Consider the following 19,426-nt stretch of genomic DNA (forward strand, 5'->3'; position numbering starts at 1 on the left):
CGGACGCCCGCGGGCCGGTCACAGCGTGCCGAGCCAGTTGCGCAGCAGCGCGGCCCCGGCGTCGGCCGACTTCTCCGGGTGGAACTGCGCGGCCGACAGCGCGCCCCGCTCCACCGCCGCCACGAAGTCCGTGCCGTGGTGCGCGGTGGTCACCGTGGCGCCCGCCTCGGCCAGCGCCGCCGGCTCGGTCACCCCGTAGGAGTGCACGAAGTAGAACCGGGTGTCGGCCGGCAGGCCGGCGAACAGCGTCGAGCCGGCCGGCGGACGCACGGTGTTCCAGCCCATGTGCGGCAGCCGCCGCGCGGGCAGCCGGCTCACCCCGCCGGGCAGCAACCCCAGCCCCTTGGTGACCACGCCGTGCTCCTCGCCGTGCCCGAAGAGGATCTGCATGCCGACGCAGATGCCCAGCACCGGCCGCCCGGCGGCGACCCGCTCGGCGATGACCGGCCCGGCGCCCAGCGCCTCGATCCCGGCCATGCAGGCGGCGAACGCGCCGACGCCCGGCACCACCAGGCCGTCAGCCGACGCGGCGGCGGCCAGGTCGTCGGTGACTGTCACCTCGGCGCCGGCCCGCGCCACCGCGCGCTCGGCCGAGCGCAGGTTGCCCGAGCCGTAGTCGAGCACCACCACCCGCCGCGCCATCAGCTCTCCCCCGGCAGCAGCCAGAGCAGCCCGGCGACGGTGGCCAGCACGGCCAGCAGGCCGGTGACCACCACAGCGGCGCGCGGCGCGCCCTGCTTGATCAGCGACCACGTCCCGCCGACCAGCAGCCCGGCCAGGATCAACACCAGAGTGGGCAGCACCTTCATCAGAGCGCGCCCTTCGTGGACGGCACCACGCCCGCGTTACGCGGGTCCAGCGCGGTGGCCTCGCGCAGCGCGCGGGAGACGGCCTTGAACTGCGCCTCGACCACGTGGTGCGCGTCCGGGTGGCCGCCGGGACGGGCCGCGCGCAGCACGTCCACGTGCAGCGTGATCCGGGCCGACTGGCCGAACGACTCCCAGATGTGCCGGGTCATGCTCGTCGGGTAGACCGGCCCGATGTACGGGGCCAGCGCCGGCTCGTCGTGCACCACGTACGGGCGGCCGGACAGGTCGACGGCGGCCCGGACCAGCACCTCGTCCATCGGGACGGTGGCCGAGCCGTACCGCCGGATGCCGGCCTTGTCGCCCAGCGCCCGGTCGAACGCGGCGCCCAGCGCGAGCGCGGTGTCCTCCATCGTGTGGTGCGCGTCGATCTCCAGGTCGCCGACGGTGTGCACGGTCAGGTCGAAGCCGCCGTGCCGGGCGATCTGGTTGAGCATGTGGTCGTAGAAGCCGACGCCGGTCTCGATATCGGCCTTGCCGGTGCCGTCGAGGTCGATCTCGACGAGCACCTTGGTCTCGTTTGTGACCCGCTCGATCCGGGCGATCCGGCTCATGAAACGTTCTCCATCGCGGTGAGGAAGGCGTCGGTCTCGGTCGGGGTGCCGGCGGTGACGCGCAGCCAGCCGGGCAGGCCGACGTCACGCACCAGCACGCCGGCATCGAGCAGGGTACGCCAGGCCACCGCCTGGTCCCCGTCGACGGCGAACAGCACGAAGTTGGCGTCGCTGTCGGCCACCCGGTGGCCCCGGGCGCGCAGCTCGGCGACGATCCGGTCGCGCTGCCGCATGATCGCGGCCACGGTGCCGAGCAGGGCATCCCGGTGCGCCAGCGCCGCGCGGGCGGCGGCCTGGGTGAGCGCGGACAGGTGGTACGGCAGCCGGACCAGCTGCACCGCGTCCACCACCGCCGGGTCGGCGGCCAGATAGCCGAGCCGGCCACCGGCGAAGCCGAACGCCTTGCTCATGGTGCGGGTCACCACCAGCCGCGGGTGGCCGGGCAGCACTGCCAGCGCGCTCACCGTGCCGGGCCGGGCGAACTCGGCGTACGCCTCGTCCACGATCACCATGCCGGGCGCCTCGTCCAGCACGGCGGCGACCACCGCCGGGTCGAGCGCGGTGCCGGTCGGGTTGTTCGGCGAGCAGAGGAACACCACGTCCGGCCGGTGCTCCCGGACCTGGGCCACCGCCTCGTCGGCGGTGAGCCCGAAGTCCTCGCCGCGCCGGGCGGGCACCCACCGGGTGCCGGTGCCGAGCGCCAGCAGCGGGTGCATCGAGTACGCCGGGGTGAAGCCGAGCGCGGTGCGCCCGGGACCGCCGAACGCCTGCAGCAGCTGCTGCTGGATCTCGTTGGAGCCGTTCGCGGCCCACACGTGGTCGGCGGTGAGCCCGTGCCCCAGGTAGGCGGCCAGGTCGGCGCGCAGCGCCACCGCGTCCCGGTCCGGATAGCGGTTGAGGTCGCGCAGCTCGGCGGCGACCGCCTTGCCGATCGCCTCGACCACCGGCTCGGGCACCGGATAGGAGTTCTCGTTGGTGTTCAGCCGCACCGGCACGTCGAGCTGCGGCGCGCCGTACGGCGTGCGTCCGCGCAGGTCGTCGCGGATCGGCAGGTCGTCGAGCGTGGTCACGACGCGCCGCCGTCGGGGAACCGGACGCTGACCGCCTGGCCGTGCGCCGGCAGGTCCTCCACCGTCGCCAGCGTGACCACGTGCGGGGCCACGTCGCGCAGCGCGTCCTGCGTGTACTCGATCAGGTGGACGCCGCGCAGGAACGACTGCACGGACAGCCCGGAGGAGTGCCGGGCGCAGCCGCCGGTGGGCAGCACGTGGTTGGAGCCCGCGCAGTAGTCGCCGAGCGACACCGGCGACCAGGCGCCCACGAACACCGCCCCGGCGTTGCGGACCCGCAGCGCCCACTCGCGGGCGTTCTCGGTCTGGATCTCCAGGTGCTCGGCCGCGTACGCGTCGACCACCCGCAGCCCCGCCTCCAGGTCGTCGACCAGGACCACGCCGCTCTGCTCGCCGCGCAGCGCGGTGCCGATCCGCTCGGCGTGCTTGGCCGCGGGCGCCTGCCGGGCCAGCTCGGCGTCGACCGCGTCGGCGAGCGCCGTGGACGGGGTGACCAGCACGCTGGCCGCGAGGGGGTCGTGCTCGGCCTGGCTGATCAGGTCGGCGGCGACGTGCGCCGGGTCGGCGGTGTCGTCGGCCAGGATCGCGATCTCGGTCGGGCCGGCCTCGGCGTCGATGCCGACCACGCCGCGCAGCAGCCGCTTCGCGGCGGTGACCCAGATGTTGCCCGGGCCGGTGATCATGTCGACCGGCTCGCAGCGCTCGTCCCCGGCCGGGTCGACGCCCGCGCCATACGCGAGCATGGCGACCGCCTGGGCGCCGCCGACGGCGTACACCTCGTCCACGCCGAGCAGCGCGCAGGCGGCGAGGACCCGCCGGTCGGGCAGGCCGTCGTTGTCCTTCTGCGGCGGGCTCACCACCACCAGCGAGCGCACCCCGGCCGCCTGGGCCGGCACGACGTTCATCACCACCGTCGACGGGTACATGGCCAGGCCGCCGGGGACGTAGAGACCGACCCGGTCGACCGGCACCCACCGCTCGGTCACCGTGCCGCCGGGCACCACAGTCGTCGTGTGGTCGGTGCGGCGCTGGTCGTCGTGGACTTTGCGGGCCCGGTTGATCGACTCCAGCAGCGCGGCGCGGACCTGCGGGTCCAGCTCGCCCTCGGCGGCGCGGATCGTCTCGACCGGCACCCGCAGCCGCTCCGGGGAGACGCCGTCGAACCGTTCGCTGGCCTCCCGGATCGCCGGGTACCCATGCTCCCGGACCGCCTCGACCAGGGGGCGGATCCGCTCGACCGCCACGGAGACGTCGAGCTGGGCACGGGGCAGCAGGCGGCGCGGGTCACGTGCCCCGCCGCGCAGGTCGATCCGATTCAGCACGCCTGCGAGTCTAGGCCGCCGCCCCGGCGACCGGCCCGGGCCGCCCGCACGCCGGGACGGTGAGCCGGGACACGCGCGGGCGGGCACGTTGGGGATACGCTCGATCGCGTGAGCGCACGGCTGCCGGTGTTCCCGCTCGGGACCGTCCTCTTCCCGGGGCTGGTCCTTCCGCTGCACATCTTCGAGGAGCGCTACCGGGCGCTGGTGCGCCACCTGGTGGCGCTGCCCGAGGGCGCGCCGCGCGAGTTCGGCGTGGTGGCGATCCGGGCCGGCTGGGAGGTCGCGCCGGCCGGGCCGCCGGGGCGCTTCGGGCTGACCGCCGGCGAGGTCACGCTGCACGAGGTGGGCTGCACCGCCGAGCTGCGGCAGGTCACCGAGCTGGCCGACGGCGGGTTCGACATCGTCACCGTGGGCCGGCGCCGGTTCCGCCTGGCCGAGGTCGACCACGCCGCCGAGCCCTACCTCACCGCGGAGGTGCGGTGGCTGCCCGAGCCGGGCGGTCCGGACGAGGTCGCCGACCTGCTGGCGGCCCGGGTGATCTCGGTGTTCCGGCAGTATCTCGGCCTGATCCGGCCGGACCAGCAGGAGATCTCCGAGCAGTTGCCGGAGGACCCGACGGTGCTGTCGCACCTGGTCGCCGCGACCGCCGCGCTGACCGTGGACGACCGGCAGCGGCTGCTCGCGATCGACGACACGGCCGCCCGCCTGCGGGCCGAGCTGCGCCTGCTCAACCGGGAGACGGCGTTGCTGCGGCAGGTCCGGGCGGTGCCGGTGCCGCTCAGCGAGCTGGCTGGTCTCCCGGCGCCGAACTGAACCCCGGCGGGGGCGGCGGCCACCCGCCGTCGAACTCCGGCTCCGGCCGCAGCGACGGCCACCGCGACCAGCCCGCAAGCAGCGTGTACGTCACAGCCGCGCCGAACGCGGCGAGCAGCAGGTTGCCGTGCGGCAGCGGGAGCGGGCCGAACCAGTCGACGCCGCCGGCGCGCAGGTCGACGGGTTTGGTGAAGGCGGTGCCCGGCGGGGCGGTCTCCACCAGCCGCTGGAACGTGGACAGGCCGATCCGGCGGCCGACCTGCCAGGCCACCACCGCCGCGCCGAGACCGCCGAGGGTGACCGCGAGCAGGCCCGCCGGGCCGCGCCGGCGGCGTAGCACCACCCACAGGGTGATCGCGGCGAGCACGCCGAAGCCGAGCGTCAGGAGGCTGAACCAGCCGTCCGCGGCGATCGGCTGCTCCGGCTGCGTGGTCGCGTAGACCGCGCCGGCCGGCGTCTGCCGTACCGGAGTGGCGGGCGCCGCCCACGCCCAGAGCAGCCCGAGCGGCGCGCCGAGCGCGGTGAGCAGCGCGGCCACGCCGAGGGTGGTCGTCACGGCCCGGCCGGCGGATCGCCGGGCCGCGGGCGACGCCCCGGGCAGCTGCGCCACGACGCCCGGATGCCCGGCCAGCGGGTCGGCGCCGGGCGCGGTGACGGGGGTGCCGGCCGGCACCGGCAGTCCACCGGGCCAGCCGGGCGGTCCGCCGGGCCAGCCGGGCGGCTGCTCGCCCTCGGGCCGCGCCTCGCCGCCGTCGGTACGCTCGCGCGTCCGCTCGGGATCAGGGGTGTCCGGAGTCACCCGTTGATCCTCTCAGGCCGGGGCACGGCGCGGGGCGGTGGTCGCCGCCTCAGCGCGCGAACGGTTCCACCATCACCGCGGCGGCTTTGAGCCAGGCGTTGCGGGTCTCGGCCTGGAGCTGGTGGTACTCGATCGAGGAGCCGGTCTCCAGCGCCGGGTCGTAGGGCACCACCGCGACCGCCCGGGTCCGGGTGGCGAAGTGCCGTTCCAGGTCGTCCTGCAGAGAGGTGCGGCCCGGCGTCGGGCAGGAGATCAGCGTGACCGCGTTGTCGGCCAGCTCGCCCATGCCCTCCTCGTGCAGCAGGTCGAGCATCCAGTCCGCGCTGAACGCCGCGTCCTCGCGCGGCACGGTGGTCACCACGAGCTGGTCGGCGGCCTGCATCACGGTGCGCCAGTTCGGGCTCTCCACGTTGTTGCCGGTGTCCACGCAGACCACCTCGTGGGTGCGGCGCAACAGCTCCAGCACCCGCTTGACGGTGAACTGGTCGAGCCGCTGGGCGAAGCGCGGGCTCTCCTCGCCGGCCAGCACGTCGTACGAGCCGTCGGAGGCGTGCCGCAGGTAGTCGTCGAGGTGGGACAGCAACGTGTTGCCCTCGAGGATCTCGATCTGCGCCAGGTCGTGGATCAGGTGCCGGATGGTGCGGGCGTGCCGGGCGCTGCCGGCCCGCAGGCCGAGCGTGCCGCGCAGCTCGTTGTCGTCCCAGGCGAGCACGCCCCGCCCGCGGACGCTGCCGACGGTGGCCGCGGCGAGCACGGTGGCGGTGGTCTTGTGCACCCCGCCCTTGGGGTTGGCGAACGCGAGCACCCGGGGCGTGCCCAGCTCGCGGCGCAGCACACTGGTGGCGCGTTCCAGCTCGGCGTCCGGCTCGGGGGCACGCCACTTCGCCTGGGCCGGCGCGGCCCGGCCCGCCCGGCCGGAGCGGCCCTCCAGCGGGCTGCGCGGCGCGGGCACCACCGGTTCCGGTGCGGGCGGGACGTCCGGCCGGTATCGGCCCCGGTCGAGCAGGGCGTACCGGGACTCGGCCGGCGGCGGCGCGGGCCGGTAGCCACCGTCGAGGAGGGAGTACCGGGACTCGGCCGGCGCCTCGGCCCGGCCGTGCGGCTCCGGCCGTGCCGGTTCGGCGCGCCAGGACGGCTCCGGCCGGGGCTCGGCGGCGAAGGACGGGTCCGGCGCGATCGACGGCTCGGCGCGCCAGGACGGCTCGGCCGGGTAGGGCTGCCCGGTGCGCCAGGACGGCTCCGGGTCGGTGCGGTACGCCGGCTCGGCCCGGTAGGCCGGTTCGCCCTCGTGGCGCGGGTCGGCGCGGAAGGCGGGGTCGACCCGGAACGTGGCCTCGGCCCGGTAGCCGGGCTCGGCGCCGTACGACCCGTCGGGGGCGCGGCCGACGGCCGCGGCGCGCCCGGTCCATCCGGTGCCGGTGCCGCGGCGCGGCAGCGGGTCGGGCGGCGGAGCGTGGTGCTCCTCGCCGTGCCGGTCGGCGTCGGCGTGCTCCGCGCCGCGACCGCTGAGCCGGGCCCGGTCGAGCAGCGCCCGCCACCGCGGTGCCGGCTCGCCCTGCCGACCCCAGCCGGTCTCGCTGCCGTCCAAGGATTCGCCCTCCCCCAGCCCATCGATCTCCGCCTGACAGGCTACGAACGAAACCCTATTCGGACCACTCCCCGCGCCGCACATCGCCCGGTGTCCCGCCGCACCGTGGGATCGACCGGGCAGCCGGGCCCGGCCGATGTCTCAGGAGGTGGGAGCGGGATTGGGTGACCCGGATCCGGGGACCGGCGCGGGGGCGGTCGGTGAAGGTCCGCTCACCGTCCGTGCAGCTTCCGACGAATCGCCCATTCCGCCACCCAGGTCCGCTCCGGTGTCCACCGGCGGCCGGGCCACGTCACGCTGCTCGGGCAGCGGCGGGGTGAACACCGTCCGGTCCAGCCGGGCGACCTCCGGCGCCGGGTCCACCACCCGCACACCGGGACGCCCGGCGAGCGCCCGCAGCGCGTCCGGCGCGGCACGGACCACCGCGGCGTACACACAGGCGCATCCGGACCGGTAGGCGGCCGCCTCCCGGGCCGCGACCACGGCCCCGCTCTCGTACACCCGGCGCAGCTCCGGATCGGCGGTGGCCGCCGGGGCGCCCGCGCGCGCCCGGTAGTCGGCGGCCTCCCGGTCCTTGCGCCCGGCGACGTCGGCCATCCCGGCGACCACGTCGCCCGGCAGCCGCAGCGCCGCGATCCGGACGATCTCGGTCTGCCGGCCGGGCAGCGGCACCCGCGCCACCACCGCCGAGACCGGCGCGCCGTCCAGCGCGGCGGCCACCCGCGCCGGGGTGAGGTAGTCGGCGAACGAGACGAGCGCGTAGGCGTCGGGCGCGTCGAGCCGGGCCAGCTCCTCCCCGGCGGCGCGCAGGTACGCCGGGATGCTCGCGCCGCCGGCCACCCCGACCCGGGTCACCTCGCCGACCGTGCGGTCGCTCACCGGACGGTCCCGCCGCTGCGCCACCGCGACCACCAGCACCACCAGCGCGCAGACCAGCGCGAGCCAGGTCAGCGCGGCGAAGCGGGACCGGCGCGGCGGCACGGCGTCGTCGCTCATGGTCAGTCGCGCAGGATCTCCAGCGCCCGGGCCAGATCCTCCGGGTAGTCGCTGACGAACGTCACCTCGTCGCCGGTGCCCGGGTGCGCGAAGCTCAGCGAACGGGCGTGCAGCCACTGCCGGGCCAGCCCGAGCCGGGCCGACAGCGTCGGGTCCGCGCCGTAGGTCAGGTCGCCCACGCAGGGGTGCCGCATGCTGGAGAAGTGCACCCGGATCTGGTGCGTACGCCCGGTCTCCAGCCGTACGTCGAGCAGGCTGGCGGAGGGGAACGCCTCCAGCGTGTCGTAGTGGGTGATGCTCGGCTTGCCGCCGGAGACCACGGCCCAGCGGTAGTCGTGGTGCGGGTGCCTGTCGATCGGCGCGTCGATGGTGCCGCGCAGCGGGTCCGGGTGGCCCTGCACCACGGCGTGGTAGCGCTTCTCCACCTCGCGCTCCTTGAACGCCCGCTTCAGCGCGGTGTACGCGCGCTCGCTCTTGGCCACCACCATGATGCCGGTGGTGCCCACGTCGAGCCGGTGCACCACGCCCTGCCGCTCGGCCGCGCCGCTGGTGGAGATGCGGTGGCCGATGCCGGCCAGCCCGCCGATGACGGTCGGGCCGGTCCAGCCGGGGCTCGGGTGCGCGGCCACCCCGACCGGCTTGTCGACCACCACGATGTCGTCGTCGGCGTACACCACTGTCAGGCCGGGCACCGCCTGCGGCACCACAGTCGGCGGGGCGGGCGGCGCGGGCAGCGTGACCTCCAGCCACGAGCCCGCCTTGACCTTGTGCGAGTTGGGCCGGGCCACGCCGTCGACGAGCGCGTCCCCGCCGTCGATCAGGCCGGCGGCGGCGGTCCGGGAGAGCCCGAACAGCCGGGACACGGCCTGGTCCAGGCGCATGCCGTCGAGCCCGTCCGGGACGGGCAGGGAGCGGGTGTCGCCGCCGGCGGCGAATGCGGAGGTCACGCCGTCTCCCGCTGCTCGGCCGGGGCGGCGTCGCGCTTCTCGTCGCGCAGCCGGGAGCCGTCGCGCTGCCGGCCGGTCAGCTCCAGGAAGACCGCCAGCACCACGCCGCAGACCAGCGAGCTGTCGGCCAGGTTGAACACCGGCCAGACCTGGCCGTACGGGTCGAAGAGGCTGATCATGTCGACCACGTGGCCGACGAAGTGCCCGGGCGCGCGGAAGATCCGGTCGATCAGGTTGCCCAGCGCGCCGCCCAGCACCAGGCCGAGCGACACCGCCCACGGCAGCGAGCGCAGCCGCAGCGCCATCCAGGCGATCCACCCGATCACCACGAACGTGATGATCGGGAAGACCCAGGTGTGGTCGGAACCGATGCTCCAGGCGGCGCCGCTGTTGCGGGTCAGGCTGAAGTAGACCGCGCCGCCCAGCACCGACACCGGCTCCCGGCCGGTCAGCTCGGCCAGCGCGAGCTGTTTGGTGCCCAGATCCGCCAGCAGCGAGAACAGGGACACGCCGAGCAGCAGGCCGACGGCCCTGCGGCGGGGCGCGCCGGCACCCGACTCGGTGGTGCCGGATCCGGCGGGCGGTGCTGCGGTCATCTGCTCCCCATCGACGCTTGCGACGGCGTGGTCACCGTCTGCCGTACGGCCGCCGGGGAGCGGTGATCAGCGCCGCTCCGCCAGCTGCTTGCAGGTCACGCAGAGGGTGGCCGACGGGAACGCGGCGAGCCGCTCCACCGGGATCGGGTTGCCGCACCGCTCGCACCAGCCGTAGCCGCCCTCGTCGAGGCGCTCCAGCGCGCGCTCGACCTGCGTGATCCGCTCCTTGATGCTGTTGGCGAGAGAGATCTCCTGCTCCCGCTCGAACGTCTTGGTGCCGGTGTCGGCCTGGTCGTCCCCTGCCGAGTCGGTCAGCCGCTCGCGCTGCAGCTCGGTGATCTCGCTCAGCGTCTGATCGTACTCGGCGTTCAGCTCGTCCCGCCGCGCCGCCAGGGCGGCCCGGATCTTCTCGGTCTCCGCGGCGCTGCGGGTGGCCTTCGGCGCGGGCTTGCGGCCGGCGGTCCTGGTGTCGGCTGGCTTCGCCATGTCAGCTCCCTCAGCCGCGTGGCGCGGCGGTCAGTGGTACGTGAGCGGGGACGCCTTCGTCGGCGTCGTCCGCGTACGGAAGGGTGCACGGCGAGCGGGCCCGCCGTGCACTCCGGAGGTTGGCAAGAATACGGAACGTACAGGCGTCCGACAACGTGCCGCACCGTCGTCCCACGTATCCGCCCCGGACTGCCATCAATCGGGGCAAAAGGAACCGTAGCAGATCAGCGGGCCGTCTCCTCGCCGTACTCCCCGAACCACCGCGCCAGCCGACCCCGGCGGCTCACCGCCCGCAGCCGCCGCTCGGTCTCGTCCCGTGCGCCAGCGGTGGCGACGATGAGCAGGCTGTCCCCGACCTTGAGCCGGGTGTCCGGGCCGGGCACGAAACCGACGCCGTCGCGCAGCACCAGCGTGACCGCGGCGCCCACCGGCAGCCGCAGCTCGTCCACGTGCACCCCGGCCAGCCGGGACCCCTCGGGCACCTCCAGCTGGAGCAGGTCCGCGCGCATCCGCTCCAGCGGGGCGGTCTCCAGCATGATCTCGTTCGGCTCGGCCGGGGCGATCACGCCCAGCCGGCGGGCCGCCGACGCCAGCGTGCCGGCCTGGAGCAACGTGAAGATCACCACCAGCACGAAGACCGCGTCGAAGAGCCGGTCCGCCCCCGGCACGTGCAACGACAGCGGGATGGTGGCCAGCACCACCGGCACCGCGCCGCGCAGCCCCGCCCAGGACAGGAAGAGCTGCTCGCGCAGATTGACCCGGAACGCCAGCGCGGAGACCGCCACCGACAACGGCCGGGCGAGCAGCAGCAGGGCCAGGCCGGTGATCACGGCGGGCAGCACCGCGGCGTCCAGCCGGCTCGGCGAGACCAGCAGGCCGAGCAGCACGAACAGGCCGATCTGGGCCAGCCAGGCCAGTCCGTCTGCGAAGCCGAGGATGGCCTGCCGGTGCGGCAGGCGGGAGTTGCCGAGCAGCACGCCGGCCACGTACACGGCGAGGAAGCCGGAGGCGTGCAGCACCGAGCCGGCCGCGTACGCCAGCACGGTGAAGCCGACCACCGCGATCGGGTACAGGCCGGCCGACGGGAGCGCGGCCCGGCGCAGCGCGTACCGCCCGGTCAGCCCGGCGCCGACCCCCACCGCCGCGCCGACGCCCAGCTCGTAGCCGAGCAGCAGCCCCTCGTACCACCACGGGTGAGCCACCTGGGCTCCGGCGCGGGAGAGCAGCAGCACCACGAGCACGACGGGCGCGTCGTTCACCCCGGACTCGGCCTCCAGCGCGGCCACCAGCCGGGGCGGCAGGCGCAACCGGCGCAGCGTGGCGAACACAGCAGCGGCGTCGGTCGAGGAGAGCACCGCGCCGTAGAGCAGCGCCAGCCGCCAGTCCAGGTCGAGCAGCAGGTGCACCACCACGCCGACGACCACGATGCTGACCACCACGCCGACAGTGGACAGCGTGGCCGCCAGCCCGAGCACCGGCCGCAGCGTGCTCCACCGGGCGGTCAGGCCGCCCTCCGCGATGATCACGATGAGCGCGCAGAAGCCGAGCACCCGGGTCAGCTCGACGTCGTCGAAGCGGATGCCCAGCCCGGCCTCGCCGAGCAGCACCCCGAGCGCCAGGTAGACCAGCAGGCTCGGCACGCCGAGCCGGGTGGAGAACCGCACCGCGCCCACCGCGACCAGCAGCACGGCGGCGCCCACCAGCAACGCGACGTCCAGCCCGGGGGTCATCGCCGACCGGCCCGGGCGGATCTCACGGCGTGCTGCCGTCGCGCAGTCGCAGCAGCACCCCGGGCAGCCCGTCGTGCGGGCGTTCCACCTGGAAGAGCTTGTCCCGGCTGGCCGCGCCGGAGCGCAGCGACACGGTCGCCGGCCGGACGCCGAGCGCGTCGGCGAGCGCCCGCCGGGCCGCCTCGGTCGCGCGGCCGTCCACCGCCGGCGCGTGCACCGCGACGACGAGCGCCGGACCGTACGGCCCGTCGTACCGGCCGCCGACCCGGGCCCGGGCCGCGCCGGGCTTCACCCGCACCGCGACGGTGAGCGTGTCGTCCGCGATCGTCATGGTCAGCGGGGCCGGGCCTCGGCCAGCAGGGTGGTGGCGGCGGCGCACTGCGCGCACGGGGTGAAGCCCAGCCCGACCGCCTCGGCGACCGGAATCGGCTCGTCATCCCGGCCCACCAGATGCGGGCAGTCGGGCAGGTGGAAGCGGGGGTGGCCGTCGACCACCAGGACCTCGCCGGGCAGCCGCACCAGCCGGGCCACCTGCCCGGGGGAGAGGAACTCGGCCGGCGGGTCGCCGTCGAACGGCTCGCCCGGCGCGGGCGAGGTGGGCCGCGTGGTCTCCGTGGCGCGCCGGCCGGGCGGCGAGTAGGGCGTCGGTTCCGCGTCGGCCACCGGCTCGGCGACGGCGCGCTCGTACGACTCGGCGGCCGGTTCGTAGGGCGCGGTGTACGGATCGGCGTCGAACGGATCGGCCGGTGGTGAGTACGCGGCTGGCGGCGGGGCGTCCGGCTCGGTCACCGGCGACCCGGGCGGTTGCCGCCACCCGGATCCACCGGCGCTGACCGTGGACGTGTGGTGCGGGACCGGGCTCACCGGGTCGTCCGGGGACGGGACGGTGTGCGCGGTCCGGGTACGCGGCCCGGTCGCCCTGCCCGCCGTGGCCCGAGTCGCTGCCGCCTGGCGGGCGAACGCGACGAAGACGACGGCGGACAGGACGCTGGCCGCGATCGAGACGATGAGCAGGAGGCTGGATCCGCCGGCGAGCCCGGCGACCAGCAGCACGACCGCGACGAGGATGAGCAGGATGCTGGCGGCTACCACGGCTCACCCCCGGCCGCGTCGTGTCGGTCTGGGCCGTCGGTGGCCGTCACGGGGACGGCCACCGACGCGGGATCAGCGGCCGGACTCGAGCGAGCCCGCGCGGCCACCGCCGTAGGAGCCGGCGAGGCCGGCCGCGGCGAGACCGTTGCTGCCTGCGGCACGGGTGCCCTCGCGGTTCATCTCGACCTCGAGGCCCTGGCCGCGACCGTCGAGGTCACGCAGCTGGCTCTCCAGGTACGCCTTGAGCCGGGTGCGGTACTCGCGCTCGAACTGCTTGAGCTCCTCGATGTGCTTCTGCAGAGCGGTGCGCTTGGCGTCCAGGCCGCCCATGGCCTCCTGGTGCCGCTGGCGGGCGTCCCGCTCCAGGGCGTCGGCCTTGGCGCGCGCCTCCCGGGTGACCTCCTCGGCCTTGGAACGGGCCTCGGAGAGCAGCTGGTCGGCCTCGCGACGGGCGTCGGAGACGTGGTCGTCGGCGGTGCGCTGGGCCATCATGAGCACCCGCAGCGCCTGCTGCTCGCCGTCCCCGGTCACCCCGGCCGGGCCACCCTGCGCGCGTACCTGCTCCAGCTCGGCCTGCATCGCGCGGGCCGCCTGCTCGGCGGCCGCCTTGTCGCGCTGCACCCGGTCGAGCTGGGCCTTGACGTCGTTGAGCTCCGCCGCGAGGCGGGCGTCACCGCCGGGGCCGGCGGGAGCGCCACCCCGACCGCCGCGCTCCACCTGGGCGCGCAGCTCGTTGTTCTCCTCGATCAGACGGGCCAGCTCGCGCTCGACCTCGTCCAGGAAGGCGTCGACCTCCTCCTCGTCATACCCCCGCTTGCCGATCGGCGGCTTTTTGAAGGCGACGTTGTGAACGTCGGCCGGGGTCAGCGGCATCGAAACTCCTCGGGTCAGTTGCGGCCGCGAAAGCGCTCTGGTCAGGCAAACGCGAAGATCAGGCGCCTAAACACGAACTCCATCAGCACGAACAGGATAACCAGGAGCACAAGGGAGGCCAGGTCGATGCTCACGGTACCAATTCGCAGTGGCGGGATCACACGCCTCAACGCTCGCAGGGGCGGATCAGTGACGCTCCACACGACTTCCAGTCCCGCCGACGCTCCCCGGCCCGGTTGCCAGCGGCGACCATAGGCCAGTACCGCCCCCATAACAAATCGCGCCAAAAGGACAATTAGGAAGATGTACAGCAGCAGGTAGAGCACCTGGAACAGGATCGACAACACGGCAGGCGACGTCCCTCGGTCATGTGGGTCAGCTCAGGCTGAAGAAGCCGCCCTCAGCGATCTTGGCCTTGTCCTCAGCGGTGACCTGGACGTTGGCCGGTGAGAGCAGGAACACCCGGTTGGTCACGCGCTCGATCGTACCGCGCAGGCCGAACGCGAGCCCGGCGGCGAAGTCGACAAGGCGACGGGCGTCCGCCTCGTCCATCTCGGTGAGATTGATGATCACCGGTACGCCGTCGCGGAAGTGCTCGCCGATGGTCCGCGCCTCGCGGTAGGTGGTCGGGTGCAGCGTCGTGATCTGGTAGCGCTGCTCGTCCTCCGGCGCCACCACCCGCTCGCGCGGCTGGGCCTGCGGCGCGAGCGCGAGATTGTCCCGCGTGTGGTAGGTCAGGGCGCCCGACGTGTCGCCGCCGGAGGACCGGGTGATCGACCGGACGCTGGAGCGCTCGCCCCGCTCCGGGCGCTCGACCTCGGCCCGGTCGGTGTCGACCGCCCGGCTGGAGGCGCGCTCGCTCAGCCGGCCCCGGTCACCGAGGCGGGACCGCGTCGCCGGCGGCTCCTCGGCCTCGTCGTCGTCCTCGTCGGCGAACTCCTCGGCGTACCGGCTCGACCGGTAGCGCGACGAGTCCCGGTAGCCACCCTTGTCGTAGCCACCGTCCTCGTACGCCCGCTCGTCGTCCTCCTCGACCAGACCGAGCCAGACCCCCGCCTTGCGCAGTGCACCCATCCCCGCGCCCTTCCGTCCGCCGTGCGGCACGCGCCCCCGTGCCGTGTCGCTTGATCACGAGTGGACGATCATGCCCACCGGACCGGATCGGCAATCCCCTGACGTGCGGTTCGCGGTCCGCCCGTCACGGCCCCCGGCTACGGGAACGCCGTCCTGAACAACACTGATGTAATTTGCTTCCGTCGTGCTGAGGCTACCGCAGCGCAGGGCGCATTCCGAGCAACGCGCTGCCGACACGGACATGTGTCGCGCCGTGCCCGATCGCGCTTTCCAGGTCTCCGCTCATCCCCGCCGACAGCACCGTGGCGCCCGGATGGTCGGCCCGCAGACGCGCCGCCACCTCGGCCAGCCGGGCGAACGCCCGGTCCGGCTCCCAGCCCAGCGGCGCCACCGCCATCAGGCCGGCCAGCCGCAGCGCGTCCGCGCCGGCCACCGCGGCGGCCACCGGGTCGAGCCCCCGCTGCGGATCGGCATCGCCCGGCAGCGCCCCGCCCCGGGCCGGATCGCCGTCGATGCTCACCTGCACCAGCACGTCCAGCGGCCGGTCCCGGACCGCGCCCGCGGCGGCGTCCAGCGCGGCGGCCAGCCGCACGCTGTCCACCGACTGGACCACGTCGGCGTACCGGACCACCGACCGGGCCTTGTTGCGCTGCAACTGGCCGATGAAGTGCCAGCGCGGCGCCTCCCCGGACTCGGCCACCGCCGCCGCCTTGCCGGCCGCCTCCTGGTCCCGGTTCTCCCCCACGTCGGTCACGCCCAGCCCGGCCAGCGCGACCACGTCGGACGCCGGGTACGTCTTGGTCACCGCGACCAGGGTGACCTCGTCCCGCTGCCGCCCTGCCGCCGCGCACGCGTCGTCGATGCGGGCCCGGACCCGGGCCAGCCCGGCCGCGATTTCGGCGCGGCGCTCGGGCCGCACCGTCGTTGCTGACTCCGTCATCGGCGCGGCTCAGGAGCCGTTCTTGAGGAAGTCGGGCACGTCGACGTCGTCGAAGAGCACCCGCCGTGACGGCTGCTGCGGGGCCGGCATGGTGGCCGGCGGGCTCACCGGCGCGTTCTGCTGCGCCGGCGGGTTCTGGTTGCTCTTCCGCGGCGGCTCGACCGCCTTGTACGCGGGCGTACCGCCGTCGAAGCCCGCCGCGATCACGGTGACCCGCACCTCGTCGCCGAGCGCGTCGTCGATGACCGCGCCGAAGATGATGTTCGCGTCCGGGTGGGCCGCGTCGGTGACCAGCTGAGCCGCGTCGTTGATCTCGAACAGGCCGAGGTCCGACCCGCCGGCGATGGACAGCAGCACGCCGCGCGCGCCGTCCATGCTCTGCTCCAGCAGCGGGCTGGAGATGGCCGCCTCGGCCGCCTCGACGGCGCGGTTCTCGCCCCGGGCGCTGCCGATGCCCATGAGCGCGCTGCCGGCGCCGCTCATCACGCTCTTCACGTCGGCGAAGTCCAGGTTGATCAGACCCGGCGTGGTGATCAGGTCGGTGATGCCCTGGACACCGGAGAGGAGCACCTGGTCCGCGGTGCGGAACGCGTCCATCATGGAGATGTTGCGGTCACCGAGCGCGAGCAGCCGGTCGTTCGGGATCACGATGAGCGTGTCGCACTGGTTGCGCAGCTCCTCGATGCCCGCCTCGGCCTGGACCTGCCGGCGCTTGCCCTCGAACGAGAACGGCCGGGTGACCACGCCGATGGTGAGCGCGCCGAGCTTACGGGCGATGTTCGCCACGACCGGGGCGCCGCCGGTGCCGGTGCCGCCGCCCTCGCCGCAGGTCACGAACACCATGTCGGCGCCCTTGAGGACCTCCTCGATCTCGTCGCGGTGGTCCTCGGCGGCGTTCTTGCCGACGTCCGGGTTGGCGCCCGCGCCCAGTCCCCGGGTCAGCTCCCGGCCCACGTCGAGCTTGACGTCGGCGTCGCTCATCAGCAACGCCTGCGCGTCGGTGTTGATCGCGATGAACTCGACGCCCTTGAGCCCAACCTCGATCATCCGGTTGACGGCGTTGACGCCGCCGCCCCCGATGCCGACGACCTTGATGACCGCCAGGTAGTTGTGCGGAGGTGTCATCTCCGGTCCTTTCCCTTCGAGATTGGCATGGGCCGACCCCACACGGCTTGGCCGGATCAGCGGTCGAACACGTCCCTCGCGGCCTCCGACAGGGCTGAACCCTCACCCTCTACTAGAGGCTTAAGGTTATGTCAACCACTGATCTCTTCGGGGCAACGTATGCGCCGCCGCGCCAGGAGCCAAGGACCTGTTCCGGCGTGTCGCCGACCGAGCGATCGGGGACACAGCGCCCGATCGCTGAGCCGCGGGTCACTCGAACGTGACCACGTCCGGCGCGCTGACGTCGATCCGGTCCGCCTTGCGGCTCAGCAACGCGGTGGCCACGGTGGACTTGTCCGCGCCCCGGGAGGCGTCGCCCCAGAAGACCTGACGCTCACCGCGCAGCAGCAGCGTGATCCGGGCCAGCCCGGCCACGTCCACCGCGACCAGCTCCGCGCGCAGCTTCTCGCCCAGCGCGGCGAGCACCGCCAGGCCGGCCCGCGTACCCGGGTCGTCGGGACCCGGCCGGGCCACGTTGACCAGCGGCAACCGCTCCGGCGCCCGGTCCAGGCGCTGGAAGACCACACCCGAGCCGTCGACCACCACGAAGCCATCACCCTGCGGCACCGCCGCCACCGGCGTGCGCTCCTGCACCCGGATCACCAGCGTGCCCGGCCACTCCCGCTCCACCGTGGCGCGGGCCACCGGCGGCAGCGTGCCGACCCGGCGCGCGGTAGCGGCCAGGTCCACCCGGGCCAGCGGCTCGTTGTCCCGTACCGCCGCCGCGTCGCGGATCTGCACCGGGGTGACCAGCCGCGCGCCGACCACCCGTACCTCGCGCACGCCGAACAGGCCGGTGCCCAGCACCGTCCACGCCACCAGACCCGCGACGGTCAGCACCGCGGCCGCCACCGCCCAGGGCAGCGCGGCGCGCATCCGCCGCTGCCGGGCCCGGGCCATGAACCGGCGGGCGGACGGCGGCACCGCGTCCGAGTTGGCCCGCACGAGCTGCCAGCGCCGCGCCGGGCTGCGCCGGCCCGCCCCGCCGTCCGGGCCGGGGGTACGGCCGCGGGCCGGGCCGGGACTCATCCGGCGGTGGCCGCCGCGCCGTCCGGGCCGACGCCGGCGCCGAGCTCCGTGCCGCCGCCGGAGCGGGCCAGCAGGGCGTCGAGCAACTGGTCCCCCATCAGCGAGATCGGCGGCGCGCCCATGGTCACCACCACGTCGCCGGCCAGGGCCCGGCGGGCCACCTCGGCCGGCACGTCGTCCCACGCCTCGACGAACACCTTGCGCTCGGCCGGCAGCGGCACGTCCTGGATCAGCGCGGCCGAGCCCTCACCGGGGCGGCGCGCCTCGCCGGGGCCGAACACCTCCAGCAGCACCACCTCGTCGGCGATGCCGAGCGCGGCTGCGATCTCCGCATGGTTGTCGCGGGTGCGGTAGAGCCGGTACGGCTGGAACACCACGATCAGCCGGCCGTCGCCGGCCACCTCACGCAGCGTCTGCAGCGCCAGCGTCATCGAGGTCGGATGGTAGGCGTACTCGTCGTAGACCAGCACGCCGTCGGCCACGCCCTTGCGCTCGAAGCGCCGCCGCACGCCGGGGAACGCGCCGAGCGCGGCCTCCGCCGCCGAGACCGGCAGCTCCAGCAGGTACGCGGCGAGCACCGCGGCGGCGCTGTTGAGCGCCATGTGCCGCCCCGGTACGGGCAGCCGGAACTCGCCGAACGCCCGGCCCTCGATCTCGGCCTGGTAGCGCACGCCGTGCGCGGACGAGACCACCTCGCTCATCCGCAGATCCGCGTCGGCGGACTCGCCGTACGTCCAGACCCGGCGGCCCTCGGCGCGCAGCGTCTCGGCCAGCCGCCGCCCGCCCGGGTCGTCGGCGCAGGTGACCACGAAGCCGGCCGGGTCGGTGAGCCGGGCGAACTCGGCGAAGGCCGCCTCCAGCGTGGCCAGGTCACCGTAGGTGTTGAGGTGGTCCGCCTCGATGTTCGTGATGATCGACACGAAGGGGCGGTAGATGAGGAAGGAGCGGTCGCTCTCGTCCGCCTCGACCACGAAGTGCTCGCCGGTGCCGTGGTGCGCGCCGGAGCCGACCTCGGAGATCTCACCGCCGATCACGAAGGACGGATCGGTGCCGGCCTGCTGGAGCACCATGGTGACCATCGAGGTGGTGGAGGTCTTGCCGTGGGTGCCCGCCACCGCCACCGTGCGACGGCCGGTCATCGCCGCGGCGAGCGCCTCGGACCGGTGCAGCACCCGCAGGCCCCGCCGGCGCGCCTCCACCATCTCCAGGTGGTCCTGCGGGATCGCCGAGGAGTAGACGACAGTGTCCACCCCGTCGAGGTTGGACGCCTCGTGGGCGGAGTGGATGGTGCCGCCGAGCGCCCGCAGGCCGGCCAGCGACGGCCACTCCCGCAGCTCGCTGCCGGAGACCGGCAGGCCACGGGTGAGGAACAGCCGGGCCAGCCCGGCCATCCCGACCCCGCCCACGCCGATCAGGTGGATCCGGCCCAGGTCCTCCGCCGTCATGGTGCCGGCGGGCGTGAACTGCGCGGTGTTCATCAGACGTAC

General features: G+C 74.7%; 22 protein-coding genes. 1 reads left to right on the plus strand and 21 read right to left on the minus strand.

Translation table 11 applies throughout. The features are described from left to right. Window positions 1–18 precede the first annotated feature (18 nt). The 5 genes from hisH to hisD are packed head-to-tail and all read right to left on the minus strand — an operon-like array spanning window position 19 to window position 3,812. Window positions 19–642: an imidazole glycerol phosphate synthase subunit HisH gene (gene hisH, locus AMK25_RS25860; protein ID WP_073830988.1), complete on the minus strand. Its 624-nt coding sequence runs from the start codon at window positions 640–642 to the stop codon at window positions 19–21. Beyond that, window positions 642–809, minus strand: coding sequence for a hypothetical protein (locus AMK25_RS32495; RefSeq protein ID WP_198937681.1), 168 nt, complete (start codon window positions 807–809; stop codon window positions 642–644). The genes hisH and AMK25_RS32495 overlap by 1 nt, the downstream gene beginning before the upstream one ends. Beyond that, window positions 809–1,420 carry an imidazoleglycerol-phosphate dehydratase HisB gene (hisB, locus tag AMK25_RS25865; protein WP_030500263.1) on the minus strand — a complete coding sequence of 204 codons (612 nt, stop codon included), beginning with the start codon at window positions 1,418–1,420 and terminating at the stop codon, window positions 809–811. The genes AMK25_RS32495 and hisB overlap by 1 nt, the downstream gene beginning before the upstream one ends. Beyond that, window positions 1,417–2,490, minus strand: coding sequence for a histidinol-phosphate transaminase (locus AMK25_RS25870; RefSeq protein WP_073830989.1), 1,074 nt, complete (start codon window positions 2,488–2,490; stop codon window positions 1,417–1,419). Before AMK25_RS25870 ends, hisB begins: the two co-directional genes overlap by 4 nt. Next, window positions 2,487–3,812, minus strand: a complete 1,326-nt coding sequence (gene hisD / locus AMK25_RS25875; protein ID WP_073830990.1) for a histidinol dehydrogenase — start codon at window positions 3,810–3,812, stop codon at window positions 2,487–2,489. The genes AMK25_RS25870 and hisD overlap by 4 nt, the downstream gene beginning before the upstream one ends. 108 nt (window positions 3,813–3,920) lie before the next feature. Here hisD and AMK25_RS25880 point away from each other — a divergent pair, with 108 nt between their 5' ends. After that, complete coding sequence (locus tag AMK25_RS25880; RefSeq protein WP_073830991.1) at window positions 3,921–4,625, plus strand: LON peptidase substrate-binding domain-containing protein; 705 nt, start codon at window positions 3,921–3,923, stop codon at window positions 4,623–4,625. Here the strand turns inward: AMK25_RS25880 and AMK25_RS25885 are convergent. The 16 genes from AMK25_RS25885 to murC all read right to left on the minus strand — a co-directional run bounded on the left by AMK25_RS25885 (window position 4,591) and on the right by murC (window position 19,417). Next, on the minus strand, window positions 4,591–5,424 hold the full coding sequence (locus AMK25_RS25885) for a DUF2567 domain-containing protein (protein WP_073830992.1): 834 nt from the start codon (window positions 5,422–5,424) through the stop codon (window positions 4,591–4,593). The two genes, AMK25_RS25880 and AMK25_RS25885, sit on opposite strands and share 35 nt — an antisense overlap. A gap of 49 nt (window positions 5,425–5,473) precedes the next feature. Then, complete coding sequence (locus AMK25_RS25890) at window positions 5,474–7,012, minus strand: ATPase (protein ID WP_073830993.1); 1,539 nt, start codon at window positions 7,010–7,012, stop codon at window positions 5,474–5,476. Between the two features lie 141 nt (window positions 7,013–7,153). Then, a complete protein-coding gene (locus tag AMK25_RS25895; protein WP_073830994.1) occupies window positions 7,154–8,008 on the minus strand; it encodes a hypothetical protein in 855 nt (284 codons plus the stop codon). Window positions 8,009–8,010: 2 nt separating this feature from the next. Beyond that, on the minus strand, window positions 8,011–8,955 hold the full coding sequence (locus AMK25_RS25900; protein ID WP_073830995.1) for an RluA family pseudouridine synthase: 945 nt from the start codon (window positions 8,953–8,955) through the stop codon (window positions 8,011–8,013). Further along, window positions 8,952–9,551 carry a signal peptidase II gene (gene lspA, locus AMK25_RS25905; RefSeq protein WP_073830996.1) on the minus strand — a complete coding sequence of 200 codons (600 nt, stop codon included), beginning with the start codon at window positions 9,549–9,551 and terminating at the stop codon, window positions 8,952–8,954. The genes AMK25_RS25900 and lspA overlap by 4 nt, the downstream gene beginning before the upstream one ends. Window positions 9,552–9,617: 66 nt before the next feature. Continuing rightward, on the minus strand, window positions 9,618–10,037 hold the full coding sequence (locus AMK25_RS25910; RefSeq protein ID WP_073830997.1) for a TraR/DksA family transcriptional regulator: 420 nt from the start codon (window positions 10,035–10,037) through the stop codon (window positions 9,618–9,620). A 224-nt stretch (window positions 10,038–10,261) separates the two neighbouring features. After that, window positions 10,262–11,767 carry a potassium/proton antiporter gene (locus AMK25_RS25915; protein WP_073830998.1) on the minus strand — a complete coding sequence of 502 codons (1,506 nt, stop codon included), beginning with the start codon at window positions 11,765–11,767 and terminating at the stop codon, window positions 10,262–10,264. Window positions 11,768–11,789: 22 nt separating this feature from the next. Beyond that, window positions 11,790–12,098: a DUF167 domain-containing protein gene (locus tag AMK25_RS25920; RefSeq protein WP_073830999.1), complete on the minus strand. Its 309-nt coding sequence runs from the start codon at window positions 12,096–12,098 to the stop codon at window positions 11,790–11,792. Between the two features lie 2 nt (window positions 12,099–12,100). Next, the gene (locus AMK25_RS25925) at window positions 12,101–12,859 is read right to left on the minus strand and encodes a hypothetical protein (RefSeq protein ID WP_073831000.1); all 759 of its coding nucleotides are present in this window, start codon (window positions 12,857–12,859) and stop codon (window positions 12,101–12,103) included. A 72-nt stretch (window positions 12,860–12,931) separates the two neighbouring features. Continuing rightward, window positions 12,932–13,732 (minus strand): DivIVA domain-containing protein, encoded by an 801-nt coding sequence (locus AMK25_RS25930; protein WP_073831001.1) that lies wholly within the window; start codon window positions 13,730–13,732, stop codon window positions 12,932–12,934. Window positions 13,733–13,773: 41 nt separating this feature from the next. Next, entirely contained in the window at window positions 13,774–14,079 is a 306-nt protein-coding gene (locus tag AMK25_RS25935) for a YggT family protein (RefSeq protein ID WP_030500249.1), read from the minus strand. 28 nt (window positions 14,080–14,107) lie between these two features. Beyond that, window positions 14,108–14,806, minus strand: coding sequence for a cell division protein SepF (locus AMK25_RS25940; protein WP_073831002.1), 699 nt, complete (start codon window positions 14,804–14,806; stop codon window positions 14,108–14,110). A 193-nt stretch (window positions 14,807–14,999) separates the two neighbouring features. Next, entirely contained in the window at window positions 15,000–15,746 is a 747-nt protein-coding gene (locus AMK25_RS25945; protein WP_073831003.1) for a YggS family pyridoxal phosphate-dependent enzyme, read from the minus strand. 9 nt (window positions 15,747–15,755) lie between these two features. Beyond that, a complete protein-coding gene (ftsZ, locus tag AMK25_RS25950) occupies window positions 15,756–16,871 on the minus strand; it encodes a cell division protein FtsZ (protein WP_073831004.1) in 1,116 nt (371 codons plus the stop codon). 249 nt (window positions 16,872–17,120) lie between these two features. Continuing rightward, on the minus strand, window positions 17,121–17,939 hold the full coding sequence (locus tag AMK25_RS25955; protein ID WP_073831005.1) for a cell division protein FtsQ/DivIB: 819 nt from the start codon (window positions 17,937–17,939) through the stop codon (window positions 17,121–17,123). Beyond that, window positions 17,936–19,417 carry a UDP-N-acetylmuramate--L-alanine ligase gene (murC, locus tag AMK25_RS25960; protein ID WP_073831043.1) on the minus strand — a complete coding sequence of 494 codons (1,482 nt, stop codon included), beginning with the start codon at window positions 19,415–19,417 and terminating at the stop codon, window positions 17,936–17,938. The genes AMK25_RS25955 and murC overlap by 4 nt, the downstream gene beginning before the upstream one ends. Between the last annotated feature and the right edge of the window lie 9 nt (window positions 19,418–19,426).

It is taken from the genome of Micromonospora sp. TSRI0369, from assembly GCF_001905625.1.
GTDB classification, from domain to species: Bacteria; Actinomycetota; Actinomycetes; order Mycobacteriales; family Micromonosporaceae; genus Micromonospora; species Micromonospora echinospora_A.

Excerpts from the sequence above, each read along its gene's own strand:
- hisH (WP_073830988.1), bottom strand. The coding sequence starts at position 642 with ATGGCGCGGCGGGTGGTGGTGCTCGACTACGGCTCGGGCAACCTGCGC.
- AMK25_RS32495 (WP_198937681.1), bottom strand. The coding sequence starts at position 809 with ATGAAGGTGCTGCCCACTCTGGTGTTGATCCTGGCCGGGCTGCTGGTC.
- hisB (WP_030500263.1), bottom strand. The coding sequence starts at position 1,420 with ATGAGCCGGATCGCCCGGATCGAGCGGGTCACAAACGAGACCAAGGTG.
- AMK25_RS25895 (WP_073830994.1), bottom strand. The coding sequence starts at position 8,008 with ATGAGCGACGACGCCGTGCCGCCGCGCCGGTCCCGCTTCGCCGCGCTG.
- lspA (WP_073830996.1), bottom strand. The coding sequence starts at position 9,551 with ATGACCGCAGCACCGCCCGCCGGATCCGGCACCACCGAGTCGGGTGCC.
- AMK25_RS25910 (WP_073830997.1), bottom strand. The coding sequence starts at position 10,037 with ATGGCGAAGCCAGCCGACACCAGGACCGCCGGCCGCAAGCCCGCGCCG.
- AMK25_RS25915 (WP_073830998.1), bottom strand. The coding sequence starts at position 11,767 with ATGACCCCCGGGCTGGACGTCGCGTTGCTGGTGGGCGCCGCCGTGCTG.
- AMK25_RS25920 (WP_073830999.1), bottom strand. The coding sequence starts at position 12,098 with ATGACGATCGCGGACGACACGCTCACCGTCGCGGTGCGGGTGAAGCCC.
- AMK25_RS25930 (WP_073831001.1), bottom strand. The coding sequence starts at position 13,732 with ATGCCGCTGACCCCGGCCGACGTTCACAACGTCGCCTTCAAAAAGCCG.
- AMK25_RS25940 (WP_073831002.1), bottom strand. The coding sequence starts at position 14,806 with ATGGGTGCACTGCGCAAGGCGGGGGTCTGGCTCGGTCTGGTCGAGGAG.
- AMK25_RS25945 (WP_073831003.1), bottom strand. The coding sequence starts at position 15,746 with ATGACGGAGTCAGCAACGACGGTGCGGCCCGAGCGCCGCGCCGAAATC.
- ftsZ (WP_073831004.1), bottom strand. The coding sequence starts at position 16,871 with ATGACACCTCCGCACAACTACCTGGCGGTCATCAAGGTCGTCGGCATC.
- AMK25_RS25955 (WP_073831005.1), bottom strand. The coding sequence starts at position 17,939 with ATGAGTCCCGGCCCGGCCCGCGGCCGTACCCCCGGCCCGGACGGCGGG.
- murC (WP_073831043.1), bottom strand. The coding sequence starts at position 19,417 with ATGAACACCGCGCAGTTCACGCCCGCCGGCACCATGACGGCGGAGGAC.